The sequence below is a fragment of the Aestuariivirga sp. genome, from assembly GCF_020252405.1.
Taxonomy (GTDB): Bacteria; Pseudomonadota; Alphaproteobacteria; order Rhizobiales; family Aestuariivirgaceae; genus Aestuariivirga.
Genome location: NZ_JADCDA010000002.1, coordinates 1 through 21913, shown reverse-complemented (window position 1 = coordinate 21913; position 21913 = coordinate 1). Strand labels below are relative to the sequence as shown.

The following is a 21913-nucleotide window of genomic DNA, read 5'->3' as shown; positions in this document are numbered from 1 at the left end:
GCGCATCCATAGGTGATTGAGGCTGAACCGAAAGCATTTTCGTGGTCCGCCGCGCACAAGGGGATATGGACAAAACGAAAGGGGCCGCCTCGAAGGGCGGCCCCGGTCGATCCCGATGACGGGGAGCTCAGGCGTTGTCTTCCCGGGCGGCCTCGGCCTGGGCTTCCTCGAACAGGGCCTCGGCGGCGGCGCGGATTTCCGCGCGGTCCGAGGTCGGGCCGGTAAGGTCCTCGCCGCGTGCCTGGGCTGCGGCTTCCTCGGGCGAGCGGGCGACGTTCACCGTCACCTTGACCTCGACTTCCGGATGCGGCGACACGACGACCTCGTGGAGGCCGATGGTCTTGATCGGGTTGGTCAGCATCACGTGGCCACGGTCGACCTTGACGCCCACGGCGGCCGCAGCGTCGACGATGTCACGCGGCGACACGGAGCCATAAAGCTGGCCCGATTCGCCGGCCTGGCGGATCAGCGTGAAGGTCTTGCCGTCCAGCGCCTTGGCTTCCTCGCCGGCGGCGGCGCGGCGTTCGGCGTTGCGGGCCTCAAGGGCCGCGCGCTCGCGCTCGAACTTGGCCCTGTTGGCCTCGGTGGCGCGCAGCGCCTTGCCCTGGCGGAGAAGGAAGTTACGGGCAAAGCCGTCCTTGACCTTCACCACTTCGCCCATGTGGCCGAGCTTGGCGACGCGCTCGAGAAGAATGACGTCCATCTGGGCTACTCCTTACTTGAGCACATAGGGCAGCAGGCCCAGGAAGCGCGAGCGCTTGATGGCCCGGGCCAGCTCACGCTGCTTCTTGGCGCACACCGCGGTGATGCGGCTCGGCACGATCTTGCCGCGCTCGGAGACATAGCGCTGCAACAGGCGCACGTCCTTGTAGTCGATCCTGGGCGCGTTCTCGCCGGTGAAGGGGCAGCTCTTCTTGCGGCGGAAGAAAGGCCTGCGGGCTTGCGGAGCGGACATCAGTTGCTCTCCTCGTTCGAATCGCTGCGGTCCTCGCGGCGGTCACGGTCCTCGCGGCGGCGCATCTGGGCCGAGGGGCCTTCCTCATGCGCTTCGACCTTGACCGTCATATAGCGGATCACATCTTCCGAGATCGACATCTGTCGCTCCATCTCCTGCACGGCGGCCGGGGGACCCTCGATGTTGAAGAGCGTGTAATGCGCCTTGCGGTTCTTCCTGATGCGATAGGTGAGGGACTTGAGGCCCCAATATTCGGTCTTGGTCACCTTGCCGCCATTGGCGGCGAGAAGCGCCTTGTACTGGTCCGTCAGGGCATCGACCTGAGCGGGCGCAGCGTCCTGACGGGTCAGGAACACGTGCTCGTAGAGAGCCATATGGATTTCGCCTTTCGTTACGTTTCAACAGTGCAAACCATCCGGCGCAGAGCCTCTTTCGAACCCTCGGAAAGGCTCGAAAGACCGGTCAGACGAAAGAGCGGAGACACGGGAAGACGGGGTTCAACCCCTGGCCAGGCGCGTGTTCGCGGCTGGCCCTTCCGTTCAGCCCCCGGCCGGGTGCCTTACAGCGGGGCGGCTTATGGCGGAAATTCACCGCCAATGCAAGATATGGCTTCCGGCCGCCAGGGCACAAGTCCAGGTAAACGTGGTGGTTCATTCAGGATTGCCTTGAGGGTTTCGGTGTTCCAAGCTGCGGCTTTTCGGGCAGTCTTGATGGATCGCTTGCCCTTTCCGGCGCGGAGCATGTTGAAGGCGAGGCGGCGGACGAGGGCCATGTTTGTGGTGCCGTGGCCCCGCCTGAGCCGCGACTGGTCTTCCTTGAAGACGACGTCCATGACCCAATGGAGGCTCTCGATGCCCCAGTGGCTTCGGACGTGGCTTCGGACGGCCGTTGCGGCGCGTTCGGGCGTCAGGGCGGCGGAGGAGATGAAGTATCTGGTTTCGCGCGAGATTTTCCCATGCGTTCGACCTCTGTGGTGGAGCGGACGAGGCTTTTGAGGCCGGGGAAGCGGTGTTCCCCCGGGTGGCGGCGGTCGCCGGTCAGCCATCCGGCCTCGAGGCTGACAGTGGTGGTGCGGGTTTCGATGCGGCCATGGTCGGATTGGTCGCGACCGCGTCGATGGTTATGGGTGCGCCCCTGAGGGTCAGGCGTTCGAGGATCGCCAGCATGGCGGCGCATTCGTTGTCCTTGGCCTCGACCGCCTCTTGCGCCAGCACGAGGCGCCGGGTCGAGGCCCAGGCCGAGACCAGATGGACTGGCCTGATCTGCGCACCCGTCTCGCCGCTGCGCCGCAGGCTCTTGCCATCCAGCGCGATCAGGTCGGCGGCGTCGGGCCGCAGGCATCGCGCCCAGGCCGCGAAACAGGCCTCGAACAGCGCCGGATCGATCCGGTTCAGTACCACCCGAAGCCAGTCCTCCGTCGGCGTTCCAAAGTAGAAATCTCCGTATTCCTTGAGGAAATCCCGGTGGAAGACACCCCCGGTCCGCAATCTCGCCATAGTCGTCGCAGCCCGCGATCATGGCGCAGGTGACCAAAAACAGCACCTCCCGCAACGGATACCGGACCTTGCAGCCCTCCCGCGGATCCCCAACCGCCCCAAAATGCTCCAGCATCAGCGCAAGACGATCCCTGACAAAAACCTGCTCCATGACGGCTCACCTCCCGCCACCACAGGAATCAGATCAAGCCACGACCAGCCACCCCAGACCGAAATCCGTTAACCTCACAACGACGTTTTGTATCGCGACGAGAAACAATTGATCCCGAGGCAGAACTCCGCTACCACGCCGCAATCGGTCTGGGAAATACAAGATGATGCTTCTTCTGCACGGACGCGACCCGATTCCTGCCGTGCTGGCCGTGATGTATGTGATCGGCTGCCTTGCCGCCGTATTTGTATGGTTGAGCGGCCCTGGCGGTTGGCAGGGCGCGCTGCTTGCCGTTTTCGCGCTTGACTGGGCGGCCGGCACCGTCGCCAATGCGGCGCGGTCGACACGCGCATATTACGCAGAGTTGCCGGACTGGGTATCTGTCCTTTTCGTTGCCATTCACGTTTTCGAGGTTCCGATCCTTTGGTGGCTGGCCGACGGAACAGGTCTCTTCGGCTGGATGCTCCTGCTGCTGACGATCAAGATGGCTTTATTCATCTGCGGCCAAATAGAGATGCGAACCCGCAAGGAATAAATGTGGGCCTTGATGCTGAAGCTGGCACAGGCAAACGCGTTCTGGTCGCCTGAGACCGGAACAGGCTGCCCCCAGACGGGACCATAGCCCGAGTTTCCGGGGCCGTGTTCGTGTTGCTGCGCTGTGAACAGGTCAGGCGGGCCACCGATCCTTATCGGGCTGGCTTCTTTGCTGCGGTCCGCTGCCGTTCGCGGCAGGTGTCAGAGCCTCGCCAAGACCTGCCGGATGCCTGCGGTGTCGGCACTGTGCGCGGGATGAAGGCGCAGCCCAGCACCCCGGCCCGGACTGCCCGGCGGATGGCTGCGGCCTTGTGGCTGCCGGGAGTGTCTGGAATGCCGATGTCGCCGTGGCCCAGGGTGGGACAGGACCCTGCCCGACAAAGCCGCACAGCGCTGCGCCGCTGATCGGCCTGTCGGTCAGCCAGGTGGCCGCGCACCTGTGCTACCCCGGCGCGTCGTTGCACCTCGCGCAGGTGTGGGGGTGTTTGTGGCTGCCGACATCGGGCAGGATCTTCCAGCCGCGTCGGCATTTCTGCCCTTCGGCCAGTTCAAACACCACGCCTACGCCGGGCACTTCGGGCAGGCGGAACGCCTCGGCCGGGGCGGGATCGGCGGCGAGTGTCAGGGCAGAGGTGATGCAGATGTCGGCAAAATCGACCGACCGCAGGGCGGCCAGCGTGCCCGCATCCTCGACATGCACCACAGGGGCGGCTTCCAACGGGGCGCCGATGACCTTGGCGGTGCGCTGCACCTCCAGTGGCACAGGCAGTTCTGCGGCGGGGCGAACCCTCGTCCGCGCCATGAGAAGCGGCCCCGGCCAAACGGCCGGAGCCCAGAGTCCCGATCTTGTTGGGTTTACTGCAGGACGGGCGCCGGGAAGGTCACCTTCAGAGCCTTGTTGGCGTCGCCCTCGATGCCGAAGTCCGAATCGTTGAACACGATCATCTCGGTCGGGCTCATCACCGCCACGCCCTCGATTTTCTTGGGCATGCCCTCGACGTCGTCCGAGTTGAGCACGAGCATTTTCGCCACCGGCTTGATGCCCTTGGCCTCGAGGTCCGCCGCGCTCATCTGCTCGAGCGAGGGCGCCGTCTTCGCATCATCGAATGACGCGTCCAGCGGCGTCGCCGTGGCGAGGTCGATCACATAGAACTTGGTGGTCTTGCTGATGCGCTCGTCCACCAGCAGCTTGTCGTTGCCGATCGCCACCATTTCGCTCATGCGGACGGCGTTTTGCTTCTGCGGCTCCTTCTTGTTGTCGGCAACGAAGGAAGCGGCGTCATCCATCACATAGATATATTCGCCCAGCACCTTGCCGGTGGCGCGGTCGATCTTCCACAGGCGTGTGTTGGCGCTCTTCTTGTAAGCATCGCTGTCCGGGTTGGCGAGCGGGCTCTGCATCAGCGCATAGATGGTGCTGCCGTCGGGCGAGAGCGCAAGGTTCTCGAGGCCGCGGTTGATGTAGCGCTTGGCCATGATGGCGGGGAGCGTGCCCACCACCTCGACGCCGTCATTGGCCAGCGCCGTTTCGAGGCCAGCCGGAACATGGCGCTTCACCAGCGTGCCGTCCGCCGCCACCTCGACAATCGAGGGCGCATATTCGTCGGCGATCAGGAAGCCGCCGCCCGGCAGGCGCACCAGCGCCTCGCTGTCCAGCCCGTTGACGCCGGTGAGCGGCTTGCCGTTCATGTCAAAGGCGGCTTCCATCTTGATGCCATCGGCGGCGAAGGGCAGGCCGCCCACCGGCTTTCCGGTCTTGTCCTTGAGCGAAATGGTCTCGGTCACCTTGGCCGTACCGTCCGCACCGGTCTCGACCTTCTGGATGGTGATGTTGAAGTCCGGCATGGGGAAATTCTTGGCCTTGTCGTCGCCGGCGCACAGCGTGTCGATGCCGAGGCCCGTCAGTTCCTCGATGCCCTCGCAGTCGAGATTGGGGCCGCGGTCAGTGAGCGTCCAGACCACGCCCGCCGGATCATTGGGGTCGCGGAAGGCGGCGGAGCCAATGCCGCGCACCAGCGTCAGCGTCTTGCCGCCGGGATAGGTCACCTGGCCGAGCGGCAAGTCATCAAGCTTGAGTTCTGAAACAGTGACGCCGGAAGCAAAGGCCGCGGTGGCCGAAAGGGCGAAGACAGTGCTGAGTAGGAAGGCGCGCATCGGAATCTCCTTGGCAAAAAGGTTAAGCCGAGACGCGTAGGTCCGCCACAAAACAGTTGTGTGACGTTTCCCGCTCAGCCGAGATACCGCCGCTTCAGGTGCTCTTCGAAATACCCGGCATTCAGCGGCTCGCCCGTTGCCTGGCGCATGATCTCCGGTGTGGACAGCATCGAGGCCTTGGACCAGATGTTTTCCTTGCGCCACGCATTGATGCCCGAGAAGTCGCCCTTCGCGATCCGGGCTGCCGCATCCGGCACGGCGCGCTCCATCGCGGCCCATTGCTGGGCTGCCATCATTGCGCCCAGCGTATAGCTCGGGAAATAGCCGAAGGCGCCTGACGGCCAGTGCACGTCCTGCATCGGGCCGTCCCTGAAATTGCCGGCGGTGGACAGCCCCAGATATTCGCGCATCTTCGCGTCCCAGGCCTCGGGAACGTCCTTCGCCGCGAGTTTGCCCGTCACCAGATCCTGCTCGATTTCGAAGCGCAGGATCACATGCAGCGGATAGGTCGCCTCATCGGCATCGACGCGGATGAAGCCGCGCTCCACGCGGTGAACATGGGCCAGAAGATCATCGATCGTGATGTCCCCCAGCCCGAGGATCCCGCGCGCCTTCGGCAGCGCGAATTCCCAGAACTCCCGGCGCCGCGACAGCTGCATTTCCTGGAACAGGCTCTGGCTCTCATGCATCGCCATGCCGCGCGCCTTCATCGAGGGCCAGTGCGACAGGTCATGCGGCAGGTTCTGCTCATAAAGCCCATGGCCGGTCTCGTGCAGGATGCCCATGAGGGACGAGAGAAACTCATCCGTCTGGTAGCGCGTCGTCATGCGCACGTCAGACGGCACGCCGCCGCAGAAAGGGTGATGCGAGATGTCGAGCCGGCCGTGGTGGAAATCGAAGCCCACCGCCTTCATCAGTTCCAGCCCCAGCGCCTTCTGCGTCTCGATGGGGAAGGGGCCGGCGAAGGGCGTCAACGGATGCTTCGCCCGCCGCCGAGCCTGCGCCTCAAGCGCTTGCGGAATGAAGTCCTTGAGGAACCCTTTGAGGTCCGCAAAGACCCGCGCAATCTCGGCCGAGCGGCTGCCGGGGTCATATTGCTCCACCAGCGCATCATAGGGCGGGAGCCCCAGCACCTCCGCGCGCCGCGCCGCCTCTTCCCGCGCCAGAGCCACGATGTTCTCGAAGGAAGGGAGGAAGTCGTTCCAGTCGTTCCTGGCGCGCAAGCTTCGCCACAGCTGCTCGCAGCGGAGCGCCGCATTCACCTGGCGGGCCACGAAATCGGAGGAAAGGCAGGTGCGGTTGATGTAGCCGCGCCTGAACTCCGCCACCGCCGCCTTCTGTGCGGTGTCAAGCTCCTCGTTCTCCGCCCTGGCGATCCACCCGGCGACATGCGGGGCCGTGGCCATTTCATGCGCCATGGAGGCGAGCACGCCCATTGCCTCGGCGCGGTTCTCAGCCCCGCCCTCGGGCATGTTGACCGCCTCGTCCACGCCCAGCATCGCCTCGGCATGGCCGATTGCCTCAAGGCGGCGGCAAAGATGGTCGAGTTCGGCGAAGGACATCAGCGCCTGGCTTTCTCCATGTAACCGACGAAACGCCTGAACAGATAGTGCGAGTCCTGCGGCCCGGGCGAGGCCTCCGGATGATGCTGCACGGAGAACACCGGCCTGTCCCTCAGCGCGATCCCCGCATTGGAGCCGTCGAACAGCGAGACATGCGTTTCGACCACGTCGGCGGGCAGCGAGTCACGGTCCACCGCGAAGCCGTGGTTCATCGAGACGATCTCCACCTTGTTGGTGGTGAAGTCCTTCACCGGATGGTTGGCGCCATGGTGCCCCTGGTGCATCTTCACGGTCCTGGCGCCCAGCGCGATGCCCAGCATCTGATGGCCGAGGCAGATGCCGAAAACGGGCTTGCCGGAACTCACCAGCTTCCTGATCTCCGGCACCGCATATTCGCCCGTCGCCGCCGGGTCGCCCGGCCCGTTGGAGAGGAACACGCCATCCGGCTTCATGGCGAGAATATCCCCGGCCTTGGTGGTGGCGGGCACCACTGTCACGTCACAGCCCGCCGAGGCGAGGCAGCGCAGGATGTTGCGCTTCAGGCCGTAGTCGACGGCGACGACCTTCCACGGCGCGGACGTCACTGTCCGGTAGCCGTCCCTCCAGTCCCACAGCATCTCGTCCCAGTGCATGCTCTGGGTGAGGGACACCTCCTTCGCGAGGTCGAGGCCGACGAGGCCCGGCCAGCCGGCCGCCATCTGCCTCAGCTTCTTCAGGTCGAACTTGCCCCTGGCGTTGTGCGCGATCACGCCATTGGGCATGCCCTTCTCGCGGATGCGGGCGGTCAGCGCGCGCGTATCGATGCCGGAAAGCCCGATGATGCCGCGCGTCTTCAGCCATGTGTCGAAATGCCTGGCGGAGCGATAGTTGGCGGGCTCGGTGATCTCCGCCTTGATCACGCAGCCGACGACACCGGCGGAGGCAGCGAGGTTCGCCGTCTCGATATCCTCGTCATTGGCGCCGACGTTGCCCACATGCGGGAAGGTGAAGGTCACGATCTGCCCGGCATAGGAGGGGTCGGTCAGCACCTCCTGGTAGCCTGTCATCGCCGTGTTGAAGCAGACTTCGCCCACCGCCTCGCCCTCGGCGCCGACGCCGAAGCCCTCGATCACCGTACCGTCCGCCAGCACCAGCAGCGCCGTCACGCGGGGCTGGTCCCAGTCGCCGAACTTGGGGCGTGCGGGTTTCCTGGCCTTGGGAGGCTTCTTGGGGCTCGGCATGGGTAACTCCCGGGGACTTGCGGCTGGTTAGGGGACGGGGGCCGGGCCGTCAAGGTTGCGGTGCAGCCTTATCCGCTCTACACGTGGCCCGAACCCTGATTTTCGGGAGGAACAGGCAAAATGGCCCTGCGCGACGACATTACGGCGGCAGTCAAGGATGCGATGAAGTCGGGCGACAGGAAGCGCCTCGGCACGCTGCGCCTGATGCAGGCCGCCATCAAGGACAAGGACATCAACAGCCGCACCGAGGGCCATGATTCGGCGCTGACCTCCGATGCGGGCCTCGCCGAGCTCTTCGCCAGGATGGTGAAGCAGCGCGAGGACTCGGTCGCGGCTTACGAGCAGGGCGGCCGCCCGGAACTCGCCCAGAACGAACGCGACGAGATCGCGGTCATCCAGTCCTTCATGCCCAAACAGATGTCCGGCGAGGAAGCCAGGGCCGCCGTCGCCGCCGTCATCGCCGCGCTCGGCGCCACCTCGGTCAAGGACATGGGCAAGGTCATGGCGGAGCTCAAGGCCAGGTTCGCAGGTCAGTTGGACATGGGCAAGGCCGGCGCCATCGTGAAGGCGCTGCTGGGTTAGCGCATGATCTTGCCGATCGGGTGGTTCCGCCTGATCGTAACATGCGCTGGGGGCCAGCCTATCGCAAGCCCGCTGCATCCGCTGGCGGTGAAACCCTGCGGACCCAATCCTGCAAGACCAAGTGTGTGGTTACTTTGCTCACCTCCGGGTGGCGAATGAGGCGTTCCCGCAGGTATTCGATCCGCTCGCTGTCCGTGGCGCGAACGAGCACCAGGAAATCCGTATCCCCCGTCAGGGACCACGCCTGCAGGAGTTCCGGCCAGCCGCGGATGGACTGGTAGACAATCCGGCAGATCGGACGCTTCAGTTGCACGGCAAAGAACGCCGTCGACGGACGTCCATCCCCAGCGGACGGACTTTCGAGCTCAATTGTGTAGCGTTTGATCACGCCGCGGTCCCGCATGCGGTCAATGCGGGTTTTTACCGTGGTGCGTGAGATACCGAGACTCAACGCAATCTCAGTGGTTGTTCGTTTGGCGTCTTCCTCCAGCAAGGCCAGAATGGCCCGGTCATTGGCGTTCAGCCTGAAGGGACGCACCGGTGCTGGTTCATCCTGCATGACAATGGCTCAAGCGCATCTCGTTATTGGTCAAAATGATCAAAACTGATCAAATTCTCACCTTCTCTATGATGCTACAGAATTCCTAGCTCGTGAAGCCTTTATTCCCGCAGATGAGGAGCTTTCCGATGCTAGTTTTGCAAAATCAGCTTGAAATGGCTGACGCGATGATGCCAAATGTGCCGTGGCGGAAGGACGTGGCATTATCTATCGTCGATCATATCGGCATAACAGGCCAGTTTCCCTGCCTGTTTGCTCAGCATGCGAGCCGCACCAAACGGCTTGTCTTTTCCTTTGTCGATGATCTCAGCAAGGCGTCCTTTATGAAGTCTGCATCTGATCTTGCTGAATATCTGAAGCGCGCAGCAAGCTGGGATGGTTCTGCGGCCACCGCGGAGCCTCTTGTCATGGTGTTCCACCCCGAACGCGTCGCTGCGCCGGGCGTTGCCGGCTATCACCAGGTCGCGTGGAGCGTCCTTCAATTCTGGCATGATGTCGATCCGGTGCCCTGGCCCGGCACTGTCGCGAACGATCCTCACATGCCTTACTGGACCATGTGTTTCTTGGGGGTGCAGATTTTCGTCAACATCAGCAATCCCGCCCATCGCCTGCGCCGCAGCAGGAATCTGGGACCGGCGCTTACACTCGTGATCAATCCGCGCGAGCGTTTTGACAGGGTGGCGGGCGATACGCCATCGGGCCGGAAAATACGCCAGCGAATCCGCGACCGGATCGAAGCCTATGATGGATTGGCGCACAGCCCAACGCTCGGGAGTTATGAGGCTGGCGAGATCGAATGGTGGCAATACGGCCTAATGGAGTCCAATGAACCACGAACTGACCGGTGCCCCTTCAAGGCGCGGACAGGTGCTGCGCCTGACGACGCGGAGCAGCCAGAGGCCATCTCGGCGGCGTCAACCCAGCAGGCTTCGCGCAATGGGTGATGAACTCGGGCGCACGCTCACTGCGACCCGAGGGGCCGCCATCCTCCTCAACATTGTCGTGGGCGCTGGGCTCCTGACTCTTCCCGGTCTGGTCCAGAAGGTTGCGGGGTCTCAAGCGCCCCTGGCCTGGGCCGTTTGCGCCATCGCGGCCACGCCGCTCGTTCTCGTATTCGTTCTCCTCGGCCGACGGTATCCCGACGCGGGAGGCATCGCCGCTTATGCCGGGAAGGCTTTCGGGCCAGCGGCACAACGTGTCGCGGCCTTCCTGCTGCTGGGCGCGGTGGCGTTCGGGCTGCCGTCGATCGCTCTCGTCGGCGGCCACTACCTGGCACAGGTCTTGCCCGGGTCTGCGTCACTTTATGCTCTCGCATTGGTGACGCTCTCTCTTGTGCCCCACCTCCTTCCGGGTGACGGGGCGGCACGCGTGATGACAGCTTTGGCCTCCGCGACCGTTCTGGTCGTCGCCGCGATGATCGCCATAGGAGTCGTAACGGCGCCACCCGCCAGGATCACGTCTGTTGGCCTCGCCTATCCAATCGCGGGCGCGTTTGCCCCGTTCATGATGATCTTTTTCGCCTTTACCGGTTGGGAAATCGGCGCAGGGATCGCGGAGGAGTTCCGCAACCCCGCGACCGACTTTCCGAAGGCGATGGTTGGCTCATTTCTGCTGGTGTGCGCTCTCTATGGGGGCGCGGCGTTTACCGCCAGCCGATTTGACCTCGAAGGGGTCTATGAAGCGCCCTTCATACGCTTTGTAGGGCCCGTGCTTGGGCCAATCGGGCCGAGCGCTGTGGGCCTTACGGCGTGTCTGATCGTCTTCGCCAATCTCACAGGCGCGGTCTGGGGCGTATCCCGGCTCGTCTTCAGCCTTGCCCGGTCAGGGCAATTTCCGGGTTGGTTCGCAGGCACCTGGAATGGCAGGCCTGTTCGCGCCGCCTTGGCGACGGTCGCGACCTTGCTTTGTGTGCTCATCGCTGACCAAATATGGCATTTCGGCCTTGATCGCATGTTGGCGCTGGCCGGGCAGAATTTCTTCATTCTCTATGGCATTGCCGGGGCGTCCCTGTTCCGTCTGATGCCCGGCACGGGACCCCGCTTGCTTGCAGCGGCTGTTGTCGGGCTCGTCGTCGTCTTGTGTTCCTGGCAGGGTTCAAACCTCGTCTATCCGGCATTGCTCGGCCTCGCCGCGATTCTGGCTCCCCGGTGGCCTGCGAAATCGACCGTGCATGCATCCTCACCGCCCTGACGGACCGTTCCATGCCTAAAGCATTTTCAGGTCAAGTGGACACCGGTTGACCGTCTAAAATGCGACCAAGCAGAGAGATAAAGATAGAACAGGTTTCGAGTCCTCTGAACCCGAAACCTGCTCTAATAATTTCCAACTTTGTCTTCTCCACGCCTGTCGAACCGGAAGAAAAAGCGGGGTTCGACCCCGTATATGCGCGTGAGCGTCCATAGTTCGGGAATGGAGAGGCGCCGTGTTCCGCTCTCAATGCGAGCGAGGTCAAAGGCCGGCAGTCCCATCAGCGTCGCCAGACGAAGCACCGAATGGCGCCGGGAGGTTCGCAGGGTCCGCAACCGGCGGCCCACGTGCCTGTCAATGGCGCGGGTTAGATCCTCCTCCCATTTTCCATTTTGCATCATGTAAGCTCCCACCGGTCGCAAACCGCTGCTTGCACATTCGCCAGGCTTTGCGTTGGGTCAACAGGAGCCTTGGAAAACTGGTCAAAACGAAGCCTGTGTCGCGTCCCTCGCCCCATCCGGCGCATCAAGTCCCGTCAGAACTGAGGTCAAGCGGCGTGGAGCAGCTGGTCATCTTGTCCTCTCCGGGATCGTCCCCGGCGATGCTGACTTTGCGGACTCTCTCCTTCCAACACGCATGATGGTCAGGCTCGCGCCGACCATCCCATGTGGTGGCCGTCAAATGGTGGCCGTCAAAGGGTGCCGGTCAAGTTCGCGCATGTGGGAGGCGGAAGAGCGCGCCCGGTCGCCTTCCAGCTGTCACCCCGGCGAAAGCCGGCGCATGATCCAAAGGAATGAAACCTACTTCAGCGCTAACGGCATGCTCTCAGGTGGTCTCCGCCCCGAGCAGCCGGGCATTCAGCCGGCCGCCGGAGAACAGCATGTCGTCAATGGCATGCGCCATGTCGGCTGAGGAAACCGTCCCTCCGTCACGCCCCAATGTCAGCTGGGCGATGCGCCGCATCATCTCCTTGATGAAGGCGGCGCTCATGCCATGGGTCCGTGCCGCCGCCTCCGCCACCACCGGGTCACCCAGTGCCAGATTGCCACCATAAAGCAAGATGAGCCGTTTGCGGCACGCCTCGTCCGGCAGCGGGATCTCGATCGCCTGGTCCACGCGGCCCGGCCGCCCGGCCAGGGCCTCCTCCAGCTGCTCCGGCCGGTTGGTGGTGAGCACGAAGATGATGTCGGCGTCGCCCTTCAGCCCGTCCATCTCGTTCAGCAGCTCGTTAAGCATCGACTCCTCGCAGGGGCCGTTCATGTTTTCGCGCTGGCGGGCGATCAGGTCCACGTCCTCGATCACCACCATGGCAGGCTGCAGCAGCCTCGCCAGCAGCACATACTGGTCGAGCTTTGCAACTTGCTGCGCGGTGATCAGCAGCGTCGTGTGGCCGGGCAGATTGTGAGCGAGATAGCGGATGGTGTGCGTCTTGCCCGTGCCCGGCGGGCCATAGAGCAGGATACCCTTGCGCGTCGGCTGCCCAAGCGCCCGCAGCTTCTCGCGGTTTTCCACGAAGTCGAGGAGGTTGCGGTCCAGCAGCGCGAGCGTGTCCTGCGGCAGGATCACGTCCTCGCGCGACACCGGCGGCAGGCGATGCACCATCATGCCGCCGGACTGGCCGCGATACCGGCCCTTCGCCTCAAAGGACAGGACTTTGCCCCGATAGCTGCGTGCCGCCTCCACCTCATCCTCAAGAAATTTGAAGCAGCGTGCTGTCAGCGCCCGGCCCTGTTCGCCGATGGGGGCGGCGATTTCGATGCGGACCTGCAATTCCCTGTCGAACTCGCGGTGTTCCGACAGCACCACGACATAGGGCATGTCGTTATCGTGCAGCAGCCAGAAGCCATTCCTCAGGCACTTCACGGGCTCACCGCTGCCGATGTCGAGGTCCTCGTATTCCGCCTGCGCGATCATTGAGGGCGAGCGGCTCTGCGACATGAGCTTGGCGAAGGTCAGCGTCTCATAGCGGTATTCTTCAAGCACGCCGTAGATGATGCTGTCCGGCCTGGAAAAGCAGCTGCTCACCGCCGTCTGCACGTCGGCGCGCATGTGGCCGGGAAAGCCCCGCGCCGTGGAGGTGATCAGGTTCTTCGGGATACCCGCAAAGTGCCAGCCCAGCGCCTGGAAGGCATAGCCGAAATCGGGGCGCTCGCCGCCATCGGACCGGAACTGGGCGTAGCCGGCGGCAAGGCAATCCTGGCAGATGGTCGCCTTGCCCCGCGTGTAGCGCCGCTGTCCCTCGGGCGTGAGCCTTTCGCAAAAGGCACAGCGCGGCCCATCATCCTCATCCGCCATGATCCGGATGTTGAGCGGGTGCAATCCCCGTGCCTCGATCGCCGCGGCAAGAAATGCTTCTGCAACATTGGCGGGATACGGGCCCAAGCAGGCCTGCCCCTCCTTGTCCACCTTGCGTGTCACCGCCTCGGCGGTTTCCGGCGTCATCGCGAAAACGGTGCGGAGGAGTCCCACCACAACGTCCCACGGCGTCTCAGGATCGTTGCTCAGGATCAGTGTGCGTGTTTCCGGCGGCTTCGTGGGCGTCAGCACGGCGTCTCTCCATGTGGATGAGGGAACAATCGCAGATTGCACCATCTATCGCAGGGGTAGGTTTCTGTCAAAGGGCGCGTAAGCACGAGGCTGGCTATGCAGACCTTTCGAGGTGACGGAGGCAGGCTGCTTGCCGCAGGGGCTACGCCCGAAGCGCGATCCCATCCCACGCCGGGGCGGCGGCGTGGAGCGGATCGCGGCCAAGGGCGGGGCCGCTCAAAAAAGATTCACAATGTCAATCAGCAGAAAGCGCGTTGTTGGACATTTAGCATACCCTAGGAAGAAAGTCAAGATCAAAAAAGGACTATATTCCAAAAAATCCTTGCGGCGGCCCGCATGGGTGGAGGCGTCACCCCCAAGAAAAATGCGGGGCCGCCAGGCTGCCCCGCACCGGTGCAAGTCATCTGGGCCAGGCCTCACACGATCTTTGTGGTCACCTTGATGTTGCCCTTGGTGGCGTGGGAATAGGGGCACACCACATGGGCCTTGGCGGTGATGTCCTCGGCCTGGGCCTTGTCGAGGCCGGGCAGGTGCACATCGAGCGCCACTTCAAGGCCGAAGCCGCGGCCGTCTTCGCGCGGGCCGACGCCCACATGGGCGGCGACCGAGGCGTCCGGCGCGATCGTCACCTTCTCATTGCCGGCGACGAAGCGGATGGCGCCGAGATAGCAGGCGGAATAGCCGACGGCGAAGAGCTGCTCGGGGTTCGTGCCCTTGTTGTCGCCGCCCATTTCCTTAGGGAGCGACAGCTGCACGTCGAGCTTGCCGTCATCGGTGCGGCCGTGGCCGTCGCGGCCGCCGGTGGAGGTGGCATGGGCAGTATAGGCGATGGGCATTGGCGTCTCCTTCAAAAAGCCGGTTGTCTGATGTCCCGCCTCACTTTGGATGCGATGCGGCGGCGGATCAAGCCTTCTTCACCGCCCCGCCCTGGCCGCCAGATCATGCTCAAGCGCCATGTCCGGGGGCGTTGGCGGGAAAGGCGACGCCCGCGTGCGGCACGCCGCCTGACCGGGGAAGTTGTGCACGCGCCAGCTCCGGCAATCCGGGAGTGGTCGATCCGCCGGCCGCGGCCCATGCCCCGCTGAATGTTGTACATTTCCCGCAACATGTCGCCATCATGACGGGATTTCCCGCTCTGGACAAACTGTCACAATCGGGGCCTAAATCTGCGGCGTCCTAAACTGGGGAACTCACATGAAACTGCTGAAGATCGCCGCCGTGGCGCTCGGCCTCGCCATGCTGGCGGGTCCGGCGCTTGCCGGGCAGAAAAAACTCATCATCGCCACCGAGGGCGCCTATCCTCCCTATAATTTCGTCGCGGCTGACGGCAGCCTTCAGGGCTTCGACGTCGATTTCGCCAGGGCCATGTGCGTGAAGCTCGATGCCCAGTGCGAAATCATCAAGCAGGACTGGGACGGCATGATCCCCGGCCTCATCGCCAAGAAATATGACGTGATCGTCGCTTCCATGGGCATCCTGCCGGAGCGCGAGGAAAAGATCGACTTTTCGATCCCCTATTACCAGAGCCCGACGGGCCTTGTGGCCAACAAGAATTCCGGTATCATAGTTGGCCCCGACGGCTATGTCGACCCGGCTACGCTTGCGGCCAAGAAGATTGGGGTGCAGCGCTCCACCGGTTACGAGAGCTATGCCCGCAAGACCTGGCCGCAGGCCGAGATCGTGGTCTATGACACGTCGGAAAGTGCGGACCTCGACGCGACCGCGGGCCGCGTGGACGCGCGCTTCGATGACTTCATCGTGCTCCAGAACGGCCTGCTCGCAGGAGACTCGAAGGATGATTTCGCCCGTGTCGGCAACACCTGGCCGGAGACGGCCTTCGGCTCCAAGGGCGAAGGCATCGGCGTCCGCAAGGGTGAGACGGAGCTGCTGAACGCCATCAACCAGGCGATCAAGGACATGCGCGCCGACGGCGCCTACAAGCAGATCAACGACAAGTATTTCGATTTCGATATTTACGGCGGCTGATCCTTGGCCCTGCCGGCCTTTCTTGACCTGAAAGGATATGGCCACCTGCTGATCGACGGGGCGCTCATAACCCTGTCGGTCGGCGTGGCGGCCATGATGGTGGCGCTCGCGCTGGGCATTCTCGGCGCGCTGGCCCGGCTGTCAAACAACCGCCTGCTGCGCGCCATCGGTTCAACCTATGCCACGGTCATCCGCGGCATCCCCGAACTGGTGCTCATGCTGCTCGTCTACTATGGCGGCACGCTGCTGCTGCAGTGGCTGCTGTCGCTCGGCGGCGGCGAGGTGCGGGTCGACATCAACGCCTTCATGGCGGGCACGCTGGTCGTCGGCTTCGTTTATGGCGCCTATGCCACCGAAATCTTCCGCGGCGCCTTTCTCGCGGTTCCCGGGGGCCAGAGCGAGGCGGGCCAGGCCTATGGCATGTCAAACGCCCAGGTCTTCCTGCGTATCGAGCTGCCGCAGGCCTGGCGGCTGGCCATTCCGGGCCTCGGCAATCTCTGGCTCACGCTTTTGAAGGCCACCTCCATCACATCGGTGATCGGCCTCACCGAGCTCGCCCGGCAGGCGGACCTGATCAAGGCTCCGACCCACATGCCCTTCACCGTGTTCTTCATCGCGTGCCTGCTCTACCTCGCCATGACGGCGGTGTCCGACGTGCTGCGCATCCGGGCGGAGCGCTGGGCCTCCTCCGGCTTCCGGCGGAGCTGAGGCGGTGGCCTCCTTTGATCTGAGCCTGATCTGGACCAGCCTGCCGGACCTGTTCTCCGGCCTCGCCGTCACGCTGCAGCTTACCGTGCTCACCGTCATCGGCGGCATCATCCTGTCGGTTCCGCTGGGCGTGCTCAGGACCTCGCCCAACAGGTTCATCAGCGGGCCGATCTGGGCCTATACCTATTTCTTCCGCGGCACGCCGATGCTGATCCAGCTGTTTCTGATCTACTACGGCCTCGCCCAGTTCAAGGCGGTGCGGTCCTCGGTTCTGTGGTTCATCCTGCGCGATGGCTATTGGTGCTGCCTCATCGCCTTCACGCTGAACACCGCGGCCTACACGATCGAGATCGTCGCGGGGGCGCTCCGCAACGTGCCGCTGGGCGACATCGAGGCGGCGCGCGCGATGGGCACGAGCCCCTTCACCATCCTGCGCCGCATCAAGTTTCCCATCGCGATGCGCATCCTGTTCCCGGCCTATACCAACGAGGTGGTGTTCATCCTGCAGTCCACCTCGCTCGCCAGCCTCGTCACCGTGATGGACCTCACGGGGGCGGCGCGGGTGGTGATCGCGCGGACCTTTGCCCCCTATGAGATGTTCATCACCATCGGGATCATTTACCTGGCGCTGACCTACCTGACGCTGTGGGGCTTCCGCGGGATCGAGGGGCATTTGTACCGCCACCTCAAGAGCCGGAAGGAATTGGTGTCCGAGGCGCCGGTGCTGCGGTGATTGCGTCCGCTCCTTGGCTCCGCGCGGTGGTGGAGAGGAATGAAGAGCGCGGCTTGAACTCCCCCTTCAAACGGCGCACATGATCAGGCATGCAGGCGCCTCCGTCCTTTCTTGAAGACATCAGGAACCGGGTTTCCATCTCCTCGGTGGTCGGTCGCAAGGTTACCTGGGACCGGAAGAAGTCGAACCCGGGCAAGGGCGACTTCTGGGCCTGCTGCCCATTCCATGGCGAGAAATCGCCCTCCTTCCACGTCGATGACCGGAAAGGGTTTTACCATTGCTTCGGCTGCAAGGCCTCGGGCGACGTGTTCCGCTTCCTCGTCGAAAAGGAGGGCCTGAGCTTCCCCGAGGCCGTCGAAAGGCTGGCGCAGGAGGCGGGGCTCCCCATGCCTGTCGTGTCGGAGGCCGACCAGCAACGGGAGCAGCAGCGGGCGAACCTCTATGATGTGATGGAGATGGCGACCGGGTTCTTCGAGGCCGAACTCCAGGCGGCGCGCGGCTCCCGCGCGCGGGGTTACCTCGCCGACCGGCAGCTCCCTCCCGCCATCCAGAAGGAGTTCCGCCTGGGTTATGCGCCTGACGACCGCTCGGCGCTGCGCAGCCACCTCGCCGACAAGGGCGTTTCGGTGGAGCAGATGGCCGAGGCCGGGCTGGTGATCTCCGGCGACGACATTCCCGTCGCTTATGACCGCTTTCGCGACCGGGTGATGTTCCCCATCCGTGACCCGCGCGGGCGGGTGATCGCGTTTGGCGGCCGGGCGCTGTCGAGGGACGTGCCGGCCAAATATCTGAACTCGCCGGAAACGCCGCTCTTCCACAAGGGCAGTGTCCTCTACAACCTGGACAAGGCCCGCGGACCCGCCCATGAGAAGGGCCAGATCATCGCGGTGGAGGGCTATGTCGATGTTATCGCCATGCACCGCGCCGGATTGCCGCAGGCTGTGGCCCCCCTCGGCACGGCGCTGACCGAGGACCAGCTTCGGATGCTGTGGAAACAGGCAGCCGAGCCCATCCTGTGCTTCGACGGCGACGGGGCAGGGATCAAGGCCGCCTACCGGGCGCTCGACCAGGCCCTCCCGCTGCTCGAACCCGGCCACTCGCTGCGCTTTGCGCTGCTCCTTGAGGGGCAGGACCCGGACGACCTCCTGAAAGCCCAGGGCCCCGGCGCGGTGCGCGAGGTGATCGACGGCGCCCAGCCGCTCGCCGACATGCTGTGGCAGCGGGCACTGGCCCAGAATGACCGGTCGACGCCCGAACGCCGCGCCCAGTTCGAGAAGGATTTGCGGAGTTTTCTCAACAGCATAAACGACGATGTTGTGAAAAAACATTATCTCGCCGAGTTCGGCGAGCGGATGCGTGCGCTCTTTGCCCCCATGGGCGGCAACCGGGGCCCCGGCAACCGCCGCCAGGCTTTTGGAAAGACAGGCGGAAACCGTCCCTTCAAACCCGGCATGCGGCCGTGGGACCTGCAGCAGCCGCCGTCTTTGGCGCTCAGGCGCTCTCAGCTGGTCTCCAATCCCACGTCGCAGGCGGTTCTGCGGGAGGGGCTGATTACGCTGTGTCTGGTGAACCATCCCGATTTGCTGCATGAGTTTCTGGAGGAGTTCTCCACCCTGGAGATGCGCGTGCCGGAGCTTGACTCCCTCCGTACCCAGATCATAGATAGCGCGGCCTTGGGTGCCGGTCTTGACGGCGCGGTCCTGAAGGCCCACTTTATCAATGTGGGGTTCGGTCCTCTTCTGGACCGCCTGGAAGCCCAGGCGAAGCGGCTGAACGAATGGTTCCTTGGGAGCGGGGCTGCGCAGGGTGACGCCCGCACCGGCCTTCGTCAGATGATCGCCAGACACCGGAAAACCATCACCCTCGAGCAGGAGGTGCGTGCAGCCGAGGCTGCATGGACCGCCGATCCGACGGTGGAAAATGAGAACGCGCTGAAGGCCGTGCGCGAGCAATTGTCGTCCCATGCGGGGTCGGAAGCCCAGATCGAGGGCTTTGGCGCCGCCTCTGGCCGTCAGATTGACGCCATCACCTGAGGCGATCCGAAACGGGTTCGGTTGCAATGGCTGGCTTAAGCGGCGCTTAACGCGCGCTTCCTAGCTTTTGACCCCGAATCGCAATGTTGCTATGGCGGGTTCCCTCCGCTTGAATTTCAAGGATTTCTCATGGCCCGAGCCCAAGTGCGCGCACCCGCCCCGGACGATCATGACCAGCAGGCCGAAGGCACTGACGCCGAAGCCCCGGAAACGCAGGGCGACGGTTCGGATTCGCCGATCCTCGATCTGTCGGATGCCGCCGTCAAGCGGATGATCAAGCTCGCCAAGGCGCGCGGCTTCGTGACGCTGGATGAACTCAACGCCGTTCTGCCGTCGGACGAGACCAGCCCGGAACAGATCGAGGACATCATGGCGATGCTCAACGAGATGGGCATCAACGTGGTCGAGTCCGAGGAGGAGTCCGAAAACCTCGCCGCCAAGGTCGAGGCCGAGGCCGAGGGCGAGTCCTCCGAAACGGCGCTCATCAAGGTTGAAGCCGCCAAGACGCCCGCCGACCGCACCGACGACCCCGTCCGCATGTATCTCCGCGAGATGGGGCAGGTGGAGCTTCTCTCGCGCGAGGGCGAAATCGCCATCGCCAAGCGCATCGAGGCCGGCCGCGAAGCGATGATCGCCGGCCTCTGCGAAAGCCCGCTCACCTTCCAGGCCATCATCATCTGGCGCGACGAGCTCAACGAAGCCAAGATTCTCCTTCGCGACATCATCGATCTCGAGGCCACCTATGCCGGCCCCGACGCGAAGAAGCAGGGCCCGGTGCAGACGCCCGCTCCCTACGTTCCGCCCAAGGAAGAAGTGAAGTTGAAGGCCGAAGCCAAGCGCGCCGAGGCCAAGCGCGTGGCCGCCGCCGTGCGCCGCCCGTCGGCCGATGACGAGTTCGGCGATGTGCTGAGCCCTGAGGATTTCGACAAGCCGCCGGTCGAGGAGGAGGATGACGACGAGGGCGATGACCTCGGCGTGTCGCTCTCCGCCATGGAAGCGGAGCTGAAGCCCAAGGTCCTCGAGATTTTCGACAACATCGCCAGGAGCTACAAGTCGCTGCGCAAGCTGCAGGACCAGGAAGTGGCCGAGGGCACGGAGCTCTCGCCCTCCCAGGAGCGCCGCTACAAGAAGCTGCGCGAGGAGATCGTGGCTGAAGTGAAGTCGCTCTCCCTCAACAACGCCCGCATCGAGGCGCTGGTGGAGCAGCTCTACGACATCAACAAGCGTTTGAACGCGCTTGAAGGCCGCCTGATGCGCCTTGCCGAGACCTACAAGGTGCCGCGGCCCGAGTTCCTGAGGGAATATCAGTCGAACGAGCTGGACCCCGACTGGCTGAAGCGTGTGGGCCGCTTGGCCAAGTTCGGCTGGAAGAAGTTCGTGAACGACGAGAAGGATTCGATCAAGGTCATCCGCGACGAGATTTTCGAACTCGCCACGGCCACCGGCCTGCAGATCCCCGAGTTCCGCCGCATCGTCGCCATGGTGCAGAAGGGCGAGCGCGAGGCGAGGATCGCCAAGAAGGAAATGGTGGAGGCCAACCTCCGCCTCGTGATCTCGATCGCCAAGAAATACACGAACCGCGGCCTGCAGTTCCTGGACCTCATCCAGGAAGGCAACATCGGGCTCATGAAGGCGGTGGACAAGTTCGAATACCGCCGCGGCTACAAGTTCTCGACCTATGCCACCTGGTGGATCCGCCAGGCCATCACGCGCTCGATCGCGGACCAGGCGCGCACCATCCGCATTCCCGTGCACATGATCGAGACGATCAACAAGATCGTGCGCACCTCGCGCCAGATGATGCACGAAATCGGCCGCGAGCCCACGCCGGAAGAACTGGCCGACAAGCTCTCGATGCCGCTTGAGAAGGTCCGCAAGGTGATGAAGATCGCCAAGGAGCCGATCTCGCTCGAAACCCCCGTCGGCGACGAGGAGGATTCGCACCTCGGCGACTTCATCGAGGACAAGAACGCGATCCTTCCCATCGACGCCGCCATCCAGGCCAACCTGCGCGAGACGACAACCCGCGTGCTGGCGTCCTTGACACCGCGTGAGGAACGCGTGCTCCGCATGCGCTTCGGCATCGGCATGAACACCGACCACACGCTGGAGGAAGTGGGCCAGCAGTTCTCCGTCACCCGCGAGCGCATCCGCCAGATCGAGGCCAAGGCGCTGAGGAAGCTCAAGCACCCGAGCCGGAGCCGGAAACTGCGGAGCTTCCTCGACAACTGATTGAGGCTTCCGATCGCTGAACACCATTACACCGGGCCTCTTGCCGGGTGTTTTGTTTGAAGTCTCAAATGGGTCTTTAGCTCAACCGGATCGCTAACCTGATTTGCAGAAGTTAATCAGTCTCTGTGTAACTAGCTTGTCTTATGACAATTGCGTTCGAAAGTGCGAAAAGAGATCCGCTGGACGGGAGTTATAACTCCCGTCCAGCGGCGAGGGACGGATCGTGATTTTGCTGGCCGTTTGACGGGCCGAGTTAGAGTAGGATCGCCCTCGT

18 protein-coding genes and 3 pseudogenes are annotated in these 21913 nt (G+C 63.7%); 9 read left to right on the top strand and 12 right to left on the bottom strand.

The features are described 5' to 3' along the window. Window positions 1–127 precede the first annotated feature (127 nt). The 4 genes and pseudogenes from rplI to IOC69_RS00410 all read right to left on the bottom strand — a co-directional run. Window positions 128–703, bottom strand: a complete 576-nt coding sequence (rplI, locus tag IOC69_RS00425; RefSeq protein ID WP_290541551.1) for a 50S ribosomal protein L9 — start codon at window positions 701–703, stop codon at window positions 128–130. 12 nt (window positions 704–715) lie between these two features. After that, entirely contained in the window at window positions 716–955 is a 240-nt protein-coding gene (rpsR, locus tag IOC69_RS00420; protein WP_290541550.1) for a 30S ribosomal protein S18, read from the bottom strand. Between the two features lie 32 nt (window positions 956–987). Next, window positions 988–1329 (bottom strand): annotated as a pseudogene (gene rpsF, locus IOC69_RS00415) (30S ribosomal protein S6); the annotation flags it as partial. Window positions 1330–1595: 266 nt separating this feature from the next. Continuing rightward, window positions 1596–2602: pseudogene (locus IOC69_RS00410) on the bottom strand (ISAs1 family transposase); the annotation flags it as partial. 163 nt (window positions 2603–2765) lie between these two features. Between IOC69_RS00410 and IOC69_RS00405 the strand changes: the two are divergent. Further along, window positions 2766–3137 (top strand): hypothetical protein, encoded by a 372-nt coding sequence (locus IOC69_RS00405; protein WP_290541549.1) that lies wholly within the window; start codon window positions 2766–2768, stop codon window positions 3135–3137. Between the two features lie 489 nt (window positions 3138–3626). Here IOC69_RS00405 and IOC69_RS00400 read toward each other — a convergent pair. From IOC69_RS00400 to carA, 4 genes and pseudogenes are all read right to left on the bottom strand, one after another. Continuing rightward, window positions 3627–3893, bottom strand: a pseudogene (locus IOC69_RS00400) (hypothetical protein); the annotation flags it as partial. 98 nt (window positions 3894–3991) lie between these two features. Beyond that, the gene (locus IOC69_RS00395) at window positions 3992–5290 is read right to left on the bottom strand and encodes an esterase-like activity of phytase family protein (RefSeq protein ID WP_290541548.1); all 1299 of its coding nucleotides are present in this window, start codon (window positions 5288–5290) and stop codon (window positions 3992–3994) included. Window positions 5291–5364: 74 nt separating this feature from the next. Further along, window positions 5365–6852, bottom strand: coding sequence for a carboxypeptidase M32 (locus IOC69_RS00390; protein ID WP_290541547.1), 1488 nt, complete (start codon window positions 6850–6852; stop codon window positions 5365–5367). Next, window positions 6852–8072 carry a glutamine-hydrolyzing carbamoyl-phosphate synthase small subunit gene (gene carA, locus IOC69_RS00385; RefSeq protein ID WP_290541546.1) on the bottom strand — a complete coding sequence of 407 codons (1221 nt, stop codon included), beginning with the start codon at window positions 8070–8072 and terminating at the stop codon, window positions 6852–6854. Before carA ends, IOC69_RS00390 begins: the two co-directional genes overlap by 1 nt. Window positions 8073–8192: 120 nt before the next feature. Here carA and IOC69_RS00380 point away from each other — a divergent pair, with 120 nt between their 5' ends. Then, complete coding sequence (locus tag IOC69_RS00380) at window positions 8193–8654, top strand: GatB/YqeY domain-containing protein (protein WP_290541545.1); 462 nt, start codon at window positions 8193–8195, stop codon at window positions 8652–8654. A 58-nt stretch (window positions 8655–8712) separates the two neighbouring features. Here the strand turns inward: IOC69_RS00380 and IOC69_RS00375 are convergent, their stop codons facing one another. Further along, window positions 8713–9213 (bottom strand): Lrp/AsnC family transcriptional regulator, encoded by a 501-nt coding sequence (locus IOC69_RS00375; RefSeq protein ID WP_290541544.1) that lies wholly within the window; start codon window positions 9211–9213, stop codon window positions 8713–8715. Window positions 9214–9341: 128 nt separating this feature from the next. Here IOC69_RS00375 and IOC69_RS00370 point away from each other — a divergent pair, with 128 nt between their 5' ends. Both IOC69_RS00370 and IOC69_RS00365 read left to right on the top strand, forming a co-directional pair. Continuing rightward, on the top strand, window positions 9342–10157 hold the full coding sequence (locus IOC69_RS00370; protein ID WP_290541543.1) for a YqcI/YcgG family protein: 816 nt from the start codon (window positions 9342–9344) through the stop codon (window positions 10155–10157). Continuing rightward, the gene (locus tag IOC69_RS00365; RefSeq protein ID WP_290541542.1) at window positions 10150–11403 is read left to right on the top strand and encodes an amino acid permease; all 1254 of its coding nucleotides are present in this window, start codon (window positions 10150–10152) and stop codon (window positions 11401–11403) included. The genes IOC69_RS00370 and IOC69_RS00365 overlap by 8 nt, the downstream gene beginning before the upstream one ends. A gap of 122 nt (window positions 11404–11525) precedes the next feature. Here the strand turns inward: IOC69_RS00365 and IOC69_RS13670 are convergent, their stop codons facing one another. The 3 genes from IOC69_RS13670 to IOC69_RS00355 form a co-directional block, all read right to left on the bottom strand. Continuing rightward, the gene (locus IOC69_RS13670; RefSeq protein WP_366935493.1) at window positions 11526–11798 is read right to left on the bottom strand and encodes a helix-turn-helix domain-containing protein; all 273 of its coding nucleotides are present in this window, start codon (window positions 11796–11798) and stop codon (window positions 11526–11528) included. Between the two features lie 427 nt (window positions 11799–12225). Then, window positions 12226–13947 (bottom strand): ATP-dependent Clp protease adaptor ClpS, encoded by a 1722-nt coding sequence (locus tag IOC69_RS00360; RefSeq protein WP_290541541.1) that lies wholly within the window; start codon window positions 13945–13947, stop codon window positions 12226–12228. 416 nt (window positions 13948–14363) lie between these two features. After that, window positions 14364–14783, bottom strand: coding sequence for an organic hydroperoxide resistance protein (locus IOC69_RS00355; RefSeq protein ID WP_290541540.1), 420 nt, complete (start codon window positions 14781–14783; stop codon window positions 14364–14366). A gap of 358 nt (window positions 14784–15141) precedes the next feature. On the opposite strand from IOC69_RS00355, the gene IOC69_RS00350 reads away from it, so the two are divergent. From IOC69_RS00350 to rpoD, 5 genes are all read left to right on the top strand, one after another. Continuing rightward, entirely contained in the window at window positions 15142–15933 is a 792-nt protein-coding gene (locus tag IOC69_RS00350; protein WP_290541539.1) for a transporter substrate-binding domain-containing protein, read from the top strand. 3 nt (window positions 15934–15936) lie between these two features. Continuing rightward, window positions 15937–16641 carry an ABC transporter permease subunit gene (locus IOC69_RS00345; protein WP_290541538.1) on the top strand — a complete coding sequence of 235 codons (705 nt, stop codon included), beginning with the start codon at window positions 15937–15939 and terminating at the stop codon, window positions 16639–16641. Window positions 16642–16645: 4 nt separating this feature from the next. Continuing rightward, window positions 16646–17374 (top strand): ABC transporter permease, encoded by a 729-nt coding sequence (locus IOC69_RS00340; protein WP_290541537.1) that lies wholly within the window; start codon window positions 16646–16648, stop codon window positions 17372–17374. An 89-nt stretch (window positions 17375–17463) separates the two neighbouring features. Continuing rightward, window positions 17464–19407 carry a DNA primase gene (dnaG, locus tag IOC69_RS00335; protein ID WP_290541536.1) on the top strand — a complete coding sequence of 648 codons (1944 nt, stop codon included), beginning with the start codon at window positions 17464–17466 and terminating at the stop codon, window positions 19405–19407. A 129-nt stretch (window positions 19408–19536) separates the two neighbouring features. Beyond that, window positions 19537–21639: an RNA polymerase sigma factor RpoD gene (gene rpoD / locus IOC69_RS00330; RefSeq protein ID WP_290541535.1), complete on the top strand. Its 2103-nt coding sequence runs from the start codon at window positions 19537–19539 to the stop codon at window positions 21637–21639. Window positions 21640–21913 lie beyond the last annotated feature (274 nt).

Coding starts and splice junctions, on each gene's coding strand:
- rplI (WP_290541551.1), bottom strand. CDS start 703: ATGGACGTCATTCTTCTCGAGCGCGTCGCCAAGCTCGGCCACATGGGC.
- rpsR (WP_290541550.1), bottom strand. CDS start 955: ATGTCCGCTCCGCAAGCCCGCAGGCCTTTCTTCCGCCGCAAGAAGAGC.
- IOC69_RS00405 (WP_290541549.1), top strand. CDS start 2,766: ATGATGCTTCTTCTGCACGGACGCGACCCGATTCCTGCCGTGCTGGCC.
- IOC69_RS00395 (WP_290541548.1), bottom strand. CDS start 5,290: ATGCGCGCCTTCCTACTCAGCACTGTCTTCGCCCTTTCGGCCACCGCG.
- IOC69_RS00390 (WP_290541547.1), bottom strand. CDS start 6,852: ATGTCCTTCGCCGAACTCGACCATCTTTGCCGCCGCCTTGAGGCAATC.
- carA (WP_290541546.1), bottom strand. CDS start 8,072: ATGCCGAGCCCCAAGAAGCCTCCCAAGGCCAGGAAACCCGCACGCCCC.
- IOC69_RS00380 (WP_290541545.1), top strand. CDS start 8,193: ATGGCCCTGCGCGACGACATTACGGCGGCAGTCAAGGATGCGATGAAG.
- IOC69_RS00375 (WP_290541544.1), bottom strand. CDS start 9,213: ATGCAGGATGAACCAGCACCGGTGCGTCCCTTCAGGCTGAACGCCAAT.
- IOC69_RS00370 (WP_290541543.1), top strand. CDS start 9,342: ATGCTAGTTTTGCAAAATCAGCTTGAAATGGCTGACGCGATGATGCCA.
- IOC69_RS00365 (WP_290541542.1), top strand. CDS start 10,150: ATGGGTGATGAACTCGGGCGCACGCTCACTGCGACCCGAGGGGCCGCC.
- IOC69_RS13670 (WP_366935493.1), bottom strand. CDS start 11,798: ATGCAAAATGGAAAATGGGAGGAGGATCTAACCCGCGCCATTGACAGG.
- IOC69_RS00355 (WP_290541540.1), bottom strand. CDS start 14,783: ATGCCCATCGCCTATACTGCCCATGCCACCTCCACCGGCGGCCGCGAC.
- IOC69_RS00350 (WP_290541539.1), top strand. CDS start 15,142: ATGAAACTGCTGAAGATCGCCGCCGTGGCGCTCGGCCTCGCCATGCTG.
- dnaG (WP_290541536.1), top strand. CDS start 17,464: ATGCAGGCGCCTCCGTCCTTTCTTGAAGACATCAGGAACCGGGTTTCC.
- rpoD (WP_290541535.1), top strand. CDS start 19,537: ATGGCCCGAGCCCAAGTGCGCGCACCCGCCCCGGACGATCATGACCAG.